General features: G+C 58.3%; 13 protein-coding genes. 11 read left to right on the forward strand and 2 right to left on the reverse strand.

The genetic code is table 11. From position 1 onward, the window contains the following. Window positions 1–52 precede the first annotated feature (52 nt). Window positions 53–1,726 carry a DNA repair protein RecN gene (gene recN / locus JFT63_RS16200; RefSeq protein WP_057703310.1) on the reverse strand — a complete coding sequence of 558 codons (1,674 nt, stop codon included), beginning with the start codon at window positions 1,724–1,726 and terminating at the stop codon, window positions 53–55. 254 nt (window positions 1,727–1,980) lie between these two features. Here recN and grpE point away from each other — a divergent pair, with 254 nt between their 5' ends. From grpE to JFT63_RS16240, 8 genes are all read left to right on the forward strand, one after another. Continuing rightward, complete coding sequence (gene grpE, locus JFT63_RS16205) at window positions 1,981–2,541, forward strand: nucleotide exchange factor GrpE (RefSeq protein ID WP_057703311.1); 561 nt, start codon at window positions 1,981–1,983, stop codon at window positions 2,539–2,541. 102 nt (window positions 2,542–2,643) lie between these two features. Then, on the forward strand, window positions 2,644–4,560 hold the full coding sequence (gene dnaK, locus JFT63_RS16210; protein ID WP_057703312.1) for a molecular chaperone DnaK: 1,917 nt from the start codon (window positions 2,644–2,646) through the stop codon (window positions 4,558–4,560). Between the two features lie 318 nt (window positions 4,561–4,878). After that, on the forward strand, window positions 4,879–6,003 hold the full coding sequence (gene dnaJ / locus JFT63_RS16215; RefSeq protein ID WP_057703313.1) for a molecular chaperone DnaJ: 1,125 nt from the start codon (window positions 4,879–4,881) through the stop codon (window positions 6,001–6,003). Window positions 6,004–6,013: 10 nt separating this feature from the next. Then, a complete protein-coding gene (gene dapB / locus JFT63_RS16220; protein ID WP_186562603.1) occupies window positions 6,014–6,820 on the forward strand; it encodes a 4-hydroxy-tetrahydrodipicolinate reductase in 807 nt (268 codons plus the stop codon). 259 nt (window positions 6,821–7,079) lie between these two features. Continuing rightward, window positions 7,080–8,216, forward strand: a complete 1,137-nt coding sequence (carA, locus tag JFT63_RS16225; protein WP_005791498.1) for a glutamine-hydrolyzing carbamoyl-phosphate synthase small subunit — start codon at window positions 7,080–7,082, stop codon at window positions 8,214–8,216. A gap of 104 nt (window positions 8,217–8,320) precedes the next feature. Beyond that, window positions 8,321–11,542, forward strand: coding sequence for a carbamoyl-phosphate synthase large subunit (carB, locus tag JFT63_RS16230; protein WP_005791497.1), 3,222 nt, complete (start codon window positions 8,321–8,323; stop codon window positions 11,540–11,542). A gap of 2 nt (window positions 11,543–11,544) precedes the next feature. After that, window positions 11,545–12,021: a transcription elongation factor GreA gene (gene greA / locus JFT63_RS16235; RefSeq protein WP_032873232.1), complete on the forward strand. Its 477-nt coding sequence runs from the start codon at window positions 11,545–11,547 to the stop codon at window positions 12,019–12,021. Window positions 12,022–12,049: 28 nt separating this feature from the next. Beyond that, entirely contained in the window at window positions 12,050–12,454 is a 405-nt protein-coding gene (locus JFT63_RS16240; RefSeq protein ID WP_198844303.1) for an MFS transporter, read from the forward strand. Window positions 12,455–12,463: 9 nt separating this feature from the next. Here JFT63_RS16240 and JFT63_RS16245 read toward each other — a convergent pair whose 3' ends face one another. Further along, the gene (locus JFT63_RS16245) at window positions 12,464–12,772 is read right to left on the reverse strand and encodes a YhbY family RNA-binding protein (protein WP_010206607.1); all 309 of its coding nucleotides are present in this window, start codon (window positions 12,770–12,772) and stop codon (window positions 12,464–12,466) included. Window positions 12,773–12,878: 106 nt separating this feature from the next. Here JFT63_RS16245 and rlmE point away from each other — a divergent pair, with 106 nt between their 5' ends. The 3 genes from rlmE (at window position 12,879) to folP (ending at window position 16,500) form a co-directional block, all read left to right on the forward strand. Continuing rightward, window positions 12,879–13,529 carry a 23S rRNA (uridine(2552)-2'-O)-methyltransferase RlmE gene (rlmE, locus tag JFT63_RS16250; protein ID WP_003194199.1) on the forward strand — a complete coding sequence of 217 codons (651 nt, stop codon included), beginning with the start codon at window positions 12,879–12,881 and terminating at the stop codon, window positions 13,527–13,529. A gap of 200 nt (window positions 13,530–13,729) precedes the next feature. Further along, a complete protein-coding gene (gene ftsH, locus JFT63_RS16255; protein ID WP_043205904.1) occupies window positions 13,730–15,640 on the forward strand; it encodes an ATP-dependent zinc metalloprotease FtsH in 1,911 nt (636 codons plus the stop codon). Window positions 15,641–15,648: 8 nt separating this feature from the next. Then, window positions 15,649–16,500, forward strand: a complete 852-nt coding sequence (folP, locus tag JFT63_RS16260; protein WP_198707062.1) for a dihydropteroate synthase — start codon at window positions 15,649–15,651, stop codon at window positions 16,498–16,500. The last annotated feature ends 16 nt before the right edge of the window (window positions 16,501–16,516 follow it).

The following is a 16,516-nucleotide window of genomic DNA, read 5'->3' on the forward strand; positions in this document are numbered from 1 at the left end:
AGGCGACCCTGGGGTCGCCTTCGTGCTTTCTATAAAGAGGAAAAGTACCCGTTCAAGCCTTCGCGGCCACGACCATTTTTTTCGCGTGAGCCAACGACTCCTTGGTCAGGTCGATACCGCCAAGCATCCGCGCGACTTCTTCTACCCGTTCGGACTTGTTCAGCTTGGAGACGGCCGTGTGTGTCGCGTCGCTGCCGCGCACCTTATGCACAAATAGATGTTGATGCCCTTGAGCGGCCACTTGTGGCAAGTGGGTCACCGTCAGTACCTGTCCGCGATCCCCCAGGCGGCGCAACAGCTGCCCAACAATCTCTGCGGTTGGCCCGCCGATGCCAACGTCTACTTCATCGAACACCAGGGTCGGTACCCGCGAGGTCTGCGCGGTAATCACCTGAATCGCCAGGCTGATCCGCGACAACTCGCCGCCTGAGGCCACTTTGGCCAGGGCCTTGAGCGGTTGCCCGGGGTTGGCACTCACCAGCAGTTCGACGTGCTCCAGACCATGGGGCTGCAATTCTTGACTGGCATTGGGATGCAGCTCGATGGTGAAGCGCCCGCCTGGCATACCCAGGCGCTGAATTTCCTGCTCGACGGCGCTGGCCAGGCTAGTAGCCGCCTGCTGGCGCAGAGCGCTCAGCTCTCGGGCCTTTTCCTGATAATGACGGGCAAACGAAGCGAGCTCCTCGCCCAGTCGTTCGATGGATTCGTCGTTCGCGTTGAGTGTTTCGATTTCATCCAGCAGTTTCTGCTGCATGGTTGCGACTTCCGTCGGCTGGATTCGATGCTTGCGAGCCAGGGTATAGATAGTGTCCAGGCGTTCTTCTATTTCCTGCAGGCGTGCGGGGTCGGCGTCGAAGTGGTCCAGGAAACGATTGAGTTCGCCCACGGCCTCTTCAACCTGGATCTGCGCGCTGGTCAACAGGGTGGTCGCTTCGCTCAGCGAGCCGGAAGCATTGTTCACGCTGGACAGGCGATTGAGGCTGGCGGTCAGTGCGTTGAGCACATTGCCCGAGTCGCTCTCGCTGCATTGCTCGACCACCTGACGGCAAATACCCAGCAGGGTCTCGGCGTTGGTCAGGTTCTTGTGTTCCTGCTCAAGCTGTTCCAGCTCGGTCTCACCCAGGCCCAGGCTTTCGAGCTCTTCGAGTTGATAGCTGAGCAACTGGTGGCGGGCGCGTTGTTCGTCGCCGGAGTTGGAAAGGCGTTCTAGTTCCTGGCGTGTCTGGCGCCAGCGTTGGGCGGCCAGTTGAACCTGCCGGGAAAGGTCGGTGGCACCGGCGTATTCATCGAGCAGGCGACGATGGGTATCGGTTTTCAGCAGGGATTGGTGTTCGTGCTGGCTGTGGATATCGATCAGCAATTCGCCCAGGGCTTTCAAGTCGCCCAGTGGGCAGGGCGTGCCGTTGATATAGCCGCGGGAGCGCCCTTCGGCAGTGATCACCCGGCGCAAGATGCACGGGCCTTCATTATTCAGGTCGCGCTCGACCAGCCATGCCTCAGCTTCGGGAATGTCGGCCAGGTCAAAGGTGGCCAGGATATCGGCCTTGTCGGAGCCTGGGCGTACCACGCCGCTGTCGGCGCGGTCGCCGAGGGTCAGGCCCAGGGCGTCGAGCATGATCGACTTGCCGGCGCCGGTTTCGCCTGTGATTACGCTCATCCCGCGATCCAGTTCGAGATCCAGATGTTCAACGATGGCGTAGTTATGTACAGACAGGTGCACGAGCATGACGGCCGCTCCCAGGCTTTAGGTCTGGTTATTTATACAGTGTTTTGTTTGTGGCTGACAATCCTGACGCTTAGCTCGATTTGCTTGGTCAATGGCTTTTTTTAGCGCGATGAGGAATGTGGCGGCAGGAAATGATCCAAGTCATGCGAAAGACTTTTGGTAACGCCCGCGCCCTTGAACCTGGAAATTGTGGCCCCATATACCGGAACAGAAGCGCGAGTCGAGATCGCGCATGATTTTGAAAGGAGAAATCTATGGCTGACGAACAGACGCAGGATACGCAAACTCCAGACGCCAATTCGGCTGCCGGTGATGAACTGGCGACTCGTGTGCAGGTGCTCGAAGAGCAATTGGCCGCTGCGCAGGATCAATCGTTGCGTGTTGCCGCCGATCTGCAGAACGTCCGCCGCCGTGCCGAGCAGGACGTAGAAAAGGCGCACAAATTCGCGCTGGAAAAATTCGCCGGTGACCTGCTGCCGATCATCGACAGCCTGGAGCGTGGTCTTGAGTTGTCTGACCCGGCCGACGAAAACATTCGCCCAATGCGCGAAGGGATCGAGCTGACGCTGAAAATGTTCCAGGACACCCTGAAGCGTTATCAGCTGGAAGCGATCGATCCGCAAGGCGGCGAGCCGTTCAACGCTGAACATCACCAGGCCATGGCCATGCAGGAAAGCCACGACCTGGAGCCTAACAGCGTGATGAAAGTGTTCCAGAAGGGCTACCAGCTCAACGGTCGCCTGATGCGTCCGGCAATGGTGGTGGTGAGCAAGGCTCCTTCACCCGTTGCACCTACTATTGATGAGCAGGCTTGAAATTCGCCGCAAGGCCCCCATTTATAAGTCAAGCGTTTAAGTGCTACCGCAGTTAGCCAAAACTGCTGCGGCAACCAAATTCAAGTTTCGGGAGAGTAAATCATGGGCAAAATTATCGGTATCGACCTGGGGACCACCAACTCCTGCGTCTCCGTGCTGGAAAACGGCGTTGCAAAAGTTATCGAAAACGCCGAAGGCGCACGTACCACTCCGTCGATCATCGCGTACGCCAACGACGGTGAAATCCTCGTCGGTCAGTCGGCCAAGCGCCAGGCAGTGACCAACCCGCATAACACCCTGTATGCGGTAAAGCGTTTGATCGGTCGTAAGTTCGACGAAGAAGTCGTACAAAAAGACATCAAGATGGTCCCTTACAAAATCGCCAAGGCCGACAACGGTGACGCCTGGGTTGAAGTAAACGGCCAGAAAATGTCGCCGCCGCAAATTTCGGCTGAAATCTTGAAAAAGATGAAAAAAACCGCCGAAGACTATCTGGGTGAGGCAGTGACTGAGGCGGTGATTACCGTTCCGGCCTACTTCAACGACAGTCAGCGCCAGGCTACCAAAGACGCCGGTCGCATCGCGGGTCTGGACGTAAAACGTATCATCAACGAGCCAACCGCGGCCGCTCTGGCCTACGGCATGGACAAGGCCAAGGGCGACCACACTGTGATCGTTTACGACCTGGGTGGCGGCACTTTCGACGTCTCCGTGATCGAGATCGCAGAAGTTGACGGCGAGCACCAGTTCGAAGTGTTGGCCACTAACGGCGACACCTTCCTGGGTGGTGAAGACTTTGACATTCGTCTGATCGACTACCTCGTAGACGAATTCAAGAAAGAAAGCGGCATGAACCTCAAGGGTGACCCGCTGGCCATGCAGCGCCTGAAAGAAGCCGCTGAAAAAGCCAAGATCGAGCTGTCTTCCGCTCAGTCGACCGACGTGAACCTGCCGTACATCACTGCAGACGCTACCGGTCCTAAGCACTTGAACGTGAAAATCTCGCGCTCCAAGCTCGAAGCTCTGGTTGAAGACCTGGTTCAGCGCACCATCGAGCCTTGCCGTATTGCACTGAAAGACTCCGGTATCGACGTTGGTTCGATCAACGACGTGATCCTGGTGGGCGGTCAGACCCGTATGCCGCTGGTTCAGAAGCTGGTCACCGAGTTCTTCGGCAAGGAAGCACGTAAAGACGTGAACCCGGACGAAGCCGTTGCCATGGGTGCTGCCATCCAGGGTGCTGTATTGGCAGGTGACGTAAAAGACGTATTGCTGCTGGACGTAAGCCCGCTGACCCTGGGTATCGAAACCATGGGTGGCGTAATGACTGCGCTGATCGAGAAAAACACCACGATTCCTACCAAGAAATCCCAGGTGTTCTCGACTGCCGATGACAACCAGGGCGCTGTGACCATTCACGTGCTGCAAGGTGAGCGCAAGCAAGCCGCTCAGAACAAGTCCCTGGGCAAGTTCGACCTGGCTGAGATTCCACCAGCACCACGCGGCGTGCCGCAAATCGAAGTGACCTTCGACATCGACGCCAACGGCATCCTGCACGTCGGTGCGAAAGACAAGGCCACCGGCAAAGAGCAGAAGATCACCATCAAGGCCAACTCCGGTCTGTCTGATGAAGAAATTCAACAGATGATTCGTGATGCTGAAGCCAACGCTGATGCGGATGCCAAGTTTGCTGAACTGGCCGGTGCCCGTAACCAGGGTGATGCGCTGGTGCACTCGACTCGCAAGATGATCGCTGATGCTGGCGATAAAGTGACCGAAGAAGAGAAAACCGCAATCGAAGCTGCCGTGGTTGCCCTGGAAGCCGCCATTAAAGGCGACGACAAGGCTGCCATCGAAGCCAAGATCGAGGAGCTGTCGAAAGTCTCCGCGCCGGTTGCTCAGAAAATGTACGCCGAACAAGGCCAGCCGACTGACGGTGCTGCGCAGCAAGCAGAGCCAGAAGCCAAGCACGACGATGTTGTCGATGCCGAGTTCGAAGAAGTCAAAGAGCAGAAGTAATCTGCTCGTCCGGTTGACCGCGATCCAGCGGTGACTGGTAGGATGTCGCCGCGCGGGAGCTTGCTCCCGCGTTGGCGTGTCTGGGGTACGTGAATTTTTACAGCATGCGACAACGCTCGGATGCTGGCGGTGTGATCGGGAATGCTCCTGCTTTTCGAGTGACTGTCACCGCGTTTTTTGGCCGGGTCCCTGGCTGAAAGCAGTAATGACCAGGATCGTTGAATTGACGTGAGTTGGGTCCGGGCCTGTATTGGGGCTCAACGAGTTTGGCAGGGTTCAGGAGGGCCAGGCCGAACGTCCTTAAGAGTGCAAAGACTTATGGCAAAGCGTGACTATTACGAAGTATTGGGTGTGGAGCGCGGGGCCAGCGAAGCGGAGCTGAAAAAGGCTTACCGTCGCCTGGCGATGAAGCACCACCCGGACCGTAATCCGGATAACAAAGAATCCGAAGAGATGTTCAAAGAGGCCAATGAGGCCTACGAATGCCTGTGTGATCCAAACAAGCGTGCGGCCTACGACCAGTACGGTCATGCCGGCGTCGACCCGAGCATGGGTGGCGGCGGTGCCGGTTTCGGTGGTCAGAACTTCTCCGATATTTTCGGCGACGTGTTCAGCGATTTCTTCGGCGGTGGCCGTGGCGGTCAGCGTGGCGGCGCGCAGCGTGGCAGTGACTTGCGCTACACCCTTGAGTTGAATCTGGAAGAAGCCGTGCGCGGCACCAGCGTCAATATTCGGGTGCCGACGCTGGTTAACTGCAAGCCGTGCGACGGTTCGGGTGCCAAGAAAGGCTCCTCGCCGATCACGTGCCCGACCTGTGGTGGTATCGGTCAGGTGCGCATGCAGCAGGGCTTCTTCTCGGTGCAGCAAACCTGCCCGCGGTGCCATGGCCAGGGCAAGATCATTTCCGACCCGTGCGACTCTTGCCACGGCGAAGGTCGCGTTGAAGAGTACAAGACCCTCTCGGTGAAAGTGCCGGCGGGTGTGGATACCGGTGATCGTATTCGCCTGTCGGGCGAAGGTGAGGCGGGGACCCAGGGTGGTCCGACGGGCGACCTGTACGTGGTGATTAATGTGCGTGAGCACTCGATCTTCCAGCGCGATGGTAAACACCTGTTTTGCGAAGTGCCGATCAGCTTTGTCGATGCGGCCCTGGGTGGTGAGTTGGAGATTCCGACCCTTGATGGTCGAGTCAAGCTCAAGATTCCCGAAGGGACTCAGACCGGCAAGCAGTTCCGTATTCGTGGCAAAGGCGTTGCGCCGGTGCGCGGTGGTGGTGCGGGCGACCTGATGTGTCGTGTGGCGGTGGAAACACCGGTTAACCTGGGCCGTCGTCAGCGCGAACTGCTCGAAGAGTTCCGTAGCTCGCTGGAAGGCGATCACTCTCATTCGCCGAAAACCACGGGCTTCTTCGATGGCGTGAAACGCTTCTTCGGCGACCTGTAAGGACGTGAGTATGCGACGTATAGCCGTAATGGGCGCTGCCGGGCGCATGGGCAAAACGCTGGTCGAGGCGGTGCAGCAGCGCTCGCCGGCCTCCGGGCTGACGGCGGCGATTGTTCGCCCGGGCAGCACGTTGATCGGCGCGGATGCCGGTGAGTTGGCTTCGTTGGGCCGCATTGGTGTTTCGTTGACGGGCAGCCTGGAGCAGGTGGCTGACGAGTTCGATGTGCTCATCGACTTCACCTTGCCTGACGTGATGCTGAAAAACCTGGCCTTCTGCCGCAAGGCAGGCAAGGCCATGGTGATCGGCACGACCGGCTTGAGCGCTGAACAAAAGCAGTTGCTGGTGGAGGCGGGCAAGGATATTCCGATCGTCTTTGCTGCCAACTTCAGCGTTGGCGTGAACCTGTCGCTGAAGTTGCTGGACCTAGCGGCGCGCGTGCTGGGTGATGAGGCTGATATCGAGATTATCGAGACTCATCACCGTCACAAGATCGACGCTCCGTCGGGCACTGCGTTGCGCATGGGTGAAGCTATTGCCGATGCGCTGGGCCGCGATCTGTCGAAAGTGGCGGTATACGGGCGTGAAGGCCACACCGGTGAGCGCGCACGCGACACCATCGGTTTTGCAACCGTGCGCGGTGGTGATGTGGTTGGCGATCACACCGTGCTGTTCGCCACCGAAGGCGAGCGCCTGGAGATCACGCACAAAGCCTCCAGCCGCATGACCTTCGCCAAGGGCGCGGTGCGTGCTGCGCTTTGGTTGGACGGTCGCGAGCCGGGCCTGTATGACATGCGTGACGTGCTGGATCTGCACTAATCAGTAGCTTAAACGAGGCCTCAGGATTATCCTGTGGCCCCGTTTTTACCCGCTAAGCGACGTCCTGTCGCATTCTCCTGCCTTTAAGGCTCATTAGCGGTGGACCCAAAAAGCCTTTTTCTGTAAGCTACAGCTTTAGTGTGTCCACTAAAAGCGCGCAGAATAATTCGGTGAAGAAGCGGGGTGACGTGTCCATACGTCACTCCGCTTTTTTACAACCTGCGATCGCCCTTTCAGGCTTTATTTACGGGAGGTCTTCTTGACTAAGCCAGCCATACTCGCCCTTGCTGATGGCAGCATTTTTCGCGGCGAAGCCATTGGAGCCGACGGTCAAACCGTTGGAGAGGTGGTGTTTAACACCGCCATGACCGGCTATCAGGAAATCCTTACCGATCCTTCCTACGCCCAACAGATCGTTACCCTGACCTATCCGCACATCGGCAACACCGGCACTACGCCGGAGGACGTCGAGTCTGATCGTGTCTGGTCGGCGGGCCTGGTGATTCGTGACCTGCCCCTGGTTGCGAGCAACTGGCGTAACACGATGTCGCTGTCCGATTACCTGAAAGCCAACAATGTTGTGGCGATCGCCGGTATCGATACGCGCCGCCTCACGCGCATCCTGCGTGAAAAGGGCTCGCAGAATGGCTGCATCATGGTCGGTGACAATATTTCCGACGAGGCGGCGATTGCCGCAGCACAAGGTTTCCCTGGCCTGAAAGGCATGGACCTGGCGAAAGTCGTCAGCGTCAAAGAAAAGTACGAGTGGCGCTCCACGGTCTGGGACTTGAAGACCGACAGTCACGCGACTATCGAGGCTGCCGATCTGCCTTACCACGTGGTCGCCTACGACTACGGCGTCAAGTACAACATCCTGCGCATGTTGGTCGAGCGTGGCTGCCGCGTGACCGTGGTGCCGGCGCAAACGCCTGCCAGCGATGTGCTGGCGATGCAGCCGGACGGTGTGTTCCTGTCCAACGGCCCGGGTGACCCCGAGCCATGCGACTACGCTATCCAGGCTATCAAGGACGTGCTGGAAACCGACATTCCGGTGTTCGGTATCTGCCTTGGCCACCAACTGCTGGCCCTGGCTTCTGGCGCCAAGACCCTGAAAATGGGCCACGGCCATCACGGTGCCAACCACCCGGTACAAGACCTGGACACCGGCGTTGTGATGATCACCAGCCAGAACCACGGTTTTGCGGTCGATGAAGCCAGCTTGCCGAGTAACGTGCGCGCCATTCACAAGTCGCTGTTCGACGGCTCCCTTCAGGGTATCGAGCGCACCGACAAGAGCGCGTTCAGCTTCCAGGGCCACCCTGAAGCCAGCCCGGGCCCGAACGACGTAGCGCCGCTGTTCGACCGTTTCATCAATGAGATGGCCAAGCGACGCTGACTGAGTGGTCTGCGGGCGGCCCCGAACTCGGTGGCCCCCGCAGGCTCTTCAAGGATTGTTCAAGACGGCTTGCCGACTGACCTGCGGATTTGAGTGACAAACCCATGCCAAAACGTACAGACATAAAAAGCATCCTGATTCTCGGCGCTGGCCCGATCGTGATCGGCCAGGCCTGCGAATTCGACTACTCCGGCGCCCAGGCCTGTAAAGCCCTGCGTGAGGAGGGCTACCGCGTCATCCTGGTGAACTCCAACCCGGCCACTATCATGACCGACCCGGCCATGGCCGACGCGACCTACATCGAGCCGATCAAGTGGCAGACCGTTGCCAAGATCATCGAGAAGGAGCGTCCGGACGCGCTGCTGCCAACCATGGGCGGCCAGACCGCACTGAACTGTGCCCTGGACCTGGAGCGCGAAGGCGTTCTGGAAAAGTTCGGCGTAGAGATGATCGGCGCCAATGCCGACACCATCGACAAGGCTGAAGACCGTTCGCGTTTCGACAAGGCCATGAAGTCCATCGGCCTGGCTTGCCCGCGTTCCGGTATCGCCCACAGCATGGAAGAGGCCAACGCGGTCCTCGAGACCCTGGGCTTCCCGTGCATTATTCGTCCGTCTTTCACCATGGGCGGCACCGGCGGCGGTATTGCTTACAACCGTGAAGAGTTCGAAGAAATCTGCGCCCGTGGCCTGGATCTGTCGCCGACCAAAGAGCTGCTGATCGACGAGTCGCTGATCGGCTGGAAAGAATACGAGATGGAGGTTGTCCGCGATAAGAAGGACAACTGCATCATCGTCTGCTCCATCGAAAACTTCGACCCGATGGGCGTGCACACCGGTGACTCGATCACCGTGGCTCCGGCACAGACCCTGACCGACAAGGAATACCAGATCCTGCGTAACGCTTCCCTGGCGGTACTGCGCGAGATCGGCGTTGAAACCGGCGGTTCCAACGTTCAGTTCGGCATCTGCCCGGACACCGGCCGCATGGTCGTGATCGAGATGAACCCACGTGTATCGCGTTCTTCGGCCCTGGCCTCGAAAGCGACCGGCTTCCCGATTGCGCGTATCGCCGCCAAGCTGGCTATCGGCTACACCCTGGACGAGCTGCAAAACGAAATCACCGGCGGCGCTATGCCGGCGTCTTTCGAGCCGTCTATCGACTACGTCGTGACCAAGCTGCCGCGCTTTGCCTTCGAGAAATTCGCCAAGGCTGATGCGCGCCTGACCACCCAGATGAAGTCTGTTGGTGAAGTCATGGCGATCGGCCGCACCTTCCAGGAATCCTTGCAGAAAGCCCTGCGCGGCCTGGAAGTCGGCGTCTGCGGCCTGGACGAGAAGCTCGACCTGAGCAACCCGGAAAGCATGAGCATCCTCAAGCGCGAGCTGACCGTGCCGGGCGCCGAGCGTATCTGGTACGTGGCTGACGCCTTCCGTGCTGGCCTGAGCGTCGAAGATATCTTCGGCATGAACATGATCGACCCGTGGTTCCTGGTGCAGATCGAAGATCTGATCAAGGAAGAAGAGAAGGTCAAGACCCTCGGCCTGTCGTCTATCGACCGCGACCTGATGTTCCGCCTCAAGCGCAAAGGCTTCTCCGATCAGCGTCTGGCCAAGCTGCTGGGTGTGACCGAGAAGAACCTGCGTACTCATCGCCACAAGCTGGATATCTTCCCGGTCTACAAGCGCGTTGATACCTGCGCGGCTGAGTTTGCTACCGACACGGCCTACATGTACTCCACCTATGAGGAGGAGTGCGAAGCTGCACCGTCGGATCGCGACAAGATCATCATTCTGGGCGGTGGTCCGAACCGTATCGGCCAGGGTATCGAGTTCGACTACTGTTGTGTACACGCCGCTCTCGCCCTGCGCGAAGACGGGTACGAGACCATCATGGTCAACTGCAACCCGGAAACCGTTTCCACCGACTATGACACTTCCGACCGTCTGTACTTTGAGCCGGTAACGCTGGAAGACGTATTGGAAATCTGCCGCGTCGAGAAGCCTAAAGGCGTCATCGTCCAATACGGCGGCCAGACCCCGTTGAAACTGGCGCGTGCCCTGGAAGCTGCTGGCGTGCCGATCATCGGTACCAGCCCGGACGCTATCGACCGTGCCGAAGACCGTGAGCGCTTCCAGCAGATGGTTGAGCGCCTGAACCTGCGTCAGCCGCCAAACGCTACCGTGCGCAGCGAAGACGAAGCCATCCGCGCGGCCAGCAAGATCGGCTACCCGCTGGTGGTGCGTCCGTCCTACGTACTGGGTGGTCGTGCGATGGAAATCGTCTACGAAGAAGACGAGCTCAAGCGTTACCTGCGTGATGCGGTAAAAGTGTCCAACGACAGCCCGGTGCTGCTGGATCACTTCCTCAACTGCGCCATTGAAATGGACGTGGATGCGGTGTGCGACGGCACTGACGTGGTGATCGGCGCGATCATGCAGCACATCGAGCAGGCTGGCGTTCACTCCGGTGACTCTGCGTGCTCGCTGCCGCCGTACTCGCTGCCGGCGCACATCCAGGACGAGATGCGCGAACAGGTCAAGAAAATGGCCCTGGAACTGGGCGTTGTCGGCCTGATGAACGTGCAGTTGGCGCTGCAAGGCGAAGACATCTACGTCATCGAAGTCAACCCGCGTGCCTCGCGTACCGTGCCGTTTGTTTCCAAGTGCATCGGTGTGTCCCTGGCCATGATCGCTGCCCGCGTGATGGCTGGTAAGACCCTGAAGGAAATCGGCTTTACCAAGGAAATCATTCCAAACTTCTACAGCGTGAAAGAGGCGGTGTTCCCATTCGCCAAATTCCCTGGTGTGGACCCGATCCTGGGCCCAGAGATGAAGTCCACCGGTGAAGTGATGGGCGTGGGCGATACCTTCGGCGAGGCGTTCGCCAAAGCCCAGATGGGGGCCAGCGAAGTCCTGCCGACCGGCGGTACCGCGTTTATCAGCGTGCGTGATGACGACAAGCCACTGGTTGCGGGCGTGGCCCGTGATCTGATCAACTTGGGCTTTGAAGTCGTCGCGACTGCCGGGACCGCCAAGCTGATCGAAGCTGCCGGCCTGAAAGTACGTCGCGTGAACAAGGTGACGGAAGGCCGTCCGCATGTGGTCGACATGATCAAGAATGACGAAGTCACCCTGATCATCAACACCACCGAAGGTCGTCAGTCGATCGCGGATTCCTACTCCATTCGTCGTAATGCCCTGCAGCACAAGATCTACTGCACCACCACCATTGCTGCTGGCGAAGCCATCTGCGAAGCGCTCAAGTTCGGTCCGGAAAAGACCGTGCGTCGCTTGCAGGATCTACACGCAGGATTGAAGGCATGAGCATAACCAAATACCCGATGACCGTTCAGGGCGCTCGCGCCCTGGAAGAGGAACACGCCCACCTGACCAAGGTCGTACGTCCGAAGCTGAGCCAGGACATCGGTACGGCTCGCGAGCTGGGTGACTTGAAGGAAAACGCCGAATACCACGCTGCTCGCGAGCAGCAGGGTATGGTCGAGGCGCGGATTCGTGACATCGAAGGCCGCATGCAGAATGCGGTGATCATTGATGTCACGACCATCCCGCATACCGGCAAGGTGATTTTCGGCACGACCGTGGAAATTGCCAACGTCGAGACTGACGAAAGCGTGACTTACCAGATCGTGGGTGAGGACGAGGCTGACTTCAAGCAAGGCAAGATCTCTGTCGGCTCGCCGATCGCTCGCGCCTTGATTGCCAAGGAAGAGGGCGACGTCGTTGCCGTGAAAACGCCGAGCGGCGTCATTGAGTACGAGATTGTCGAAGTTCGCCACATCTGAAAGGCGGCGCCCGCTACGCGCGGGCGCCATGCTTTGGCAGTTCTCTCAGATGCTTTGGGTGGGCGGTCTGTGGCTGTTGCATATGGGTGTGTTACCGGTGCTTGGCCTTATTGGCCTGGCACCGTTGCTGATCGATGAGATCGACAGATTGCTGAGCGCGTGGCTGGTGGGTTTTGCGGCGGCGTGTGTGTTGCTCCAGGCGTTAGTGCTGGTCAAGGCTGAGGGTTTGGAGAGTTTATGGCGGGACATTCGCGGGCAACTGCTGTTGATGTCGCTGTATGCGTGCGCGATGTTTTGCGTGGTGTATATTTGGCTACCGCAAGCGTTGCGCTGGCAGTTATTCAGCTATCTTGTGCTGGGGTTTTCCGGTTTGGTGCTGGTCATGCAGCCGGCGCCGGGGTGGAGTGGCAGGGCGCGCGAAGCACGCCCGTGACCCTTTTCATCATTTGAAGCGATGAACGTTCGACAGTTGCTTGTTGACGCTGAAGTTCTTGCGATACAGCAGCGCCATCTTGCCGATGACCTGAACCAGGTCCGCTTTGCCCACCTTGCACAGTTCTGCAATGGCGGCCAAACGCGCTTCGCGATCGAGGATATTGACCTTGATCTTGATCAGTTCGTGATCGTTCAGTGCGCGTTCAAATTCGGCTAAAACACCTTCAGTCAACCCATTGTCTGCCACAATCAGAACTGGTTTCAGATGGTGGCCAATGGATTTGTACTGTTTCTTCTGCTCTTGAGTGAGCGGCATAATCTGACCCCTGCGTCTGATCTTGTAAAAAGCGGCGGCCAGTTTACCCGAGCGAGTCCGGGACCGCCCAGTTAATCACGACCCGTTTTATTTTTCGAGGTGGCCCGTGGCCCGTTCCAAAACCAGCCTTAAGTGGCTACAAGAACATTTCAACGATCCTTACGTCAAAAAGGCGCAAAAGGACGGCTACCGTTCCCGGGCCAGCTACAAGCTGCTGGAGATCCAGGACAAGGACAAATTGATCCGTCCAGGCATGAGCGTTATCGATCTCGGCGCGGCCCCCGGTGGCTGGTCCCAGGTGACCAGTCGTCTGATTGGTGGGCAAGGCCGATTGATCGCTTCCGACATCCTCGAAATGGACAGCATCCCGGACGTGACCTTTGTTCACGGCGATTTCACCGAGGACAAGGTATTGGCGGAGATCCTGGAGGCTGTGGGAAATTCACAGGTAGACCTTGTGATTTCCGACATGGCCCCCAATATGAGTGGATTACCGGCTGTTGATATGCCGCGTGCCATGTTCCTGTGTGAACTGGCGCTGGATTTGGCGGGTCGGGTGTTGCGTCCGGGTGGCGATTTCCTGGTGAAGGTCTTCCAGGGTGAGGGTTTCGACGAGTACCACAAGAACATTCGCAAGTTGTTCGACAAGGTGCAGACCCGTAAACCGGACTCTTCCCGTGACAGGTCCAGGGAGCAGTATCTGCTGTGCCGTGGCTACCGCGGCGTCGAAGGCGCGGCAAGTGAAGAGCGCTTTTGAGAAATTCGAGGAGGGCGATAGGTTTTTTTATATCGCTTTCGTCACGAAGCTTTACGAATATTGTGTAGTCAAAGTTTCACAAAGGGTTACAGACGGCGCCTGCCAGAGTTGTAGGTAATGTAGTAAGTTAGGCCGGTGAATATCATGCGAAGCGCGCGCCAGTAGCGGAGCTTGCTTCAGAGGGTAGTTAATTGAACGATATGGCAAAGAATCTGATCCTGTGGTTGATCATCGCGGCTGTCCTGGTGACGGTGATGAACAACTTCTCCAGCCCTAACGAGCCGCAGACCCTCAACTATTCCGACTTCATCCAGCAAGTTAAGGATGGCAAGGTCGAGCGCGTAGCGGTTGATGGCTACGTGATTACCGGTAAGCGCAACGACGGCGACAGCTTCAAGACCATTCGTCCGGCAATCCAGGACAACGGTCTGATCGGCGACCTGGTGGATAACCACGTGGTTGTCGAAGGCAAGCAGCCTGAACAGCAAAGCATCTGGACTCAGCTCCTGGTAGCAAGCTTCCCGATCCTGGTGATTATCGCCGTGTTCATGTTCTTCATGCGCCAGATGCAAGGTGGCGCGGGAGGCAAGGGTGGGCCGATGAGCTTCGGCAAGAGCAAGGCGCGCCTGCTCTCCGAAGACCAGGTGAAGACCACCCTGGCTGACGTTGCAGGTTGCGACGAAGCCAAGGAAGAAGTCGGTGAGCTGGTCGAGTTCCTGCGTGATCCGGGCAAGTTCCAGCGCCTGGGTGGCCGTATCCCTCGCGGCGTGTTGATGGTCGGTCCTCCGGGTACCGGTAAAACCTTGCTGGCCAAGGCGATTGCCGGCGAAGCCAAGGTGCCTTTCTTCACTATTTCCGGTTCTGACTTCGTCGAGATGTTCGTCGGTGTGGGTGCCAGCCGTGTTCGCGACATGTTCGAACAGGCCAAGAAGCACGCACCGTGCATCATCTTCATCGACGAGATCGATGCCGTTGGTCGCCACCGTGGCGCTGGCATGGGCGGTGGTCATGATGAGCGTGAGCAGACCCTCAACCAGTTGCTGGTAGAGATGGATGGTTTCGAGATGAATGACGGCATTATCGTCATCGCCGCGACCAACCGTCCGGACGTGCTCGACCCAGCCTTGCTGCGTCCGGGCCGTTTCGACCGTCAGGTCGTGGTTGGTCTGCCGGATATCCGCGGTCGTGAACAGATCCTCAAAGTTCACATGCGTAAAGTGCCAATGGGTGACGACGTAGCTCCGGCCGTGATCGCTCGTGGTACGCCTGGCTTCTCCGGTGCCGACCTGGCCAACCTGGTCAACGAGGCTTCGTTGTTTGCTGCCCGTACCGGCAAGCGCATCGTTGAAATGAAAGAGTTCGAATTGGCAAAAGACAAGATCATGATGGGCGCTGAGCGCAAATCCATGGTTATGTCCGAGAAAGAGAAGCAGAACACCGCTTATCACGAAGCCGGTCACGCCATTGTGGGTCGCGTTGTGCCTGAGCATGACCCGGTCTACAAGGTGTCGATCATTCCTCGTGGCCGGGCGCTGGGTGTGACCATGTTCCTGCCTGAAGAGGATCGCTACAGCCTTTCCAAGCGCGCACTGATCAGCCAGATCTGCTCGCTGTACGGTGGTCGAATTGCTGAAGAGATGACGTTGGGCTTCGACGGCGTTACCACAGGTGCTTCCAATGACATCATGCGTGCCAGCCAGATCGCACGAAATATGGTGACCAAGTGGGGCTTGTCGGAAAAACTCGGTCCTTTGATGTATGCAGAGGAAGAGGGTGAAGTGTTCCTGGGGCGCGGTGGTGGCGGGCAAAGTGCCAGCTTCTCCGGTGAAACAGCCAAGCTGATCGACTCTGAAGTTCGCAGCATCATTGATCAGTGCTACGGCACGGCCAAGCAGATCCTGACCGACAATCGTGACAAGCTGGATGCCATGGCTGATGCGTTGATGAAGTACGAGACGATCGATGCGGATCAGATCGACGACATCATGGCGGGCCGTGCGCCGCGTGAGCCTCGCGATTGGGAAGGTGGTTCAGGAACTTCGGGCACCCCGCCCGTCGTTCAGAATGAGCGTCCTGAGACCCCGATCGGCGGCCCGGCAGCTGACCACTAAGGTTTGAAATGACTTCTGCTTTGTCCTCTACCCGGTTGCCTTGCGGCAATCGGGTTCTTGATTTGGCCCATACGCACGTCATGGGCATTCTCAATGTAACCCCTGATTCCTTTTCCGATGGTGGCCGTTTCAGCCAGCAGGATGCCGCGTTGCGTCATGCCGAGGCGATGGTGGCTGCCGGCGCGACCTTGATCGACGTGGGTGGCGAGTCCACTCGGCCCGGGGCTCGTGTGGTTTCCCCGTTGGAAGAGCTTGAGCGGGTAGCGCCTATCGTCGAGCGTATCGCCCGTGAGCTGGATGTGATCATTTCGGTGGACACTTCAACTCCCGCGGTAATGCGTGAAACAGCGCGCTTGGGCGCGGGGCTCATCAATGACGTGCGTTCGTTGCGGCGTGATGGTGCTCTCGATGCAGCCGCAGCGACCGGCCTGCCGGTGTGCCTGATGCATATGCTGGGGGAGCCCGGCAACATGCAGGACAATCCTCACTACGACAATCTGATCGGTGAGGTCACGGGGTTCCTGGCAGACAGGATCGCTCAGTGTGTCGGGGTGGGCATCGCGAGCGAAAAGATCATCCTTGACCCGGGGTTTGGCTTTGCCAAGACCCTGCAACATAATTTAAGCCTGTTCAAGCATATGGAGGCGCTGCACGCCCTTGGTCGACCGCTGTTGGTCGGTGTGTCGCGCAAGAGCATGATAGGTCTGGCCTTGAATCGTCCGGTGGGCGAGCGCTTGTACGGCGGCCTTGCGCTTGCAGCGCTTGCCGTGACCAAGGGCGCGCGTATTTTGCGTGTGCATGACGTTGCCGAGACGGTGGACGTGGTGCGCATGGTTGCTGCTGTAGAATCAGCCGAATAAGAATGATGGAGTACTT

This window comes from Pseudomonas sp. MF7453, from assembly GCF_016405455.1.
Lineage (GTDB): Bacteria > Pseudomonadota > Gammaproteobacteria > Pseudomonadales > Pseudomonadaceae > Aquipseudomonas > Aquipseudomonas paralactis.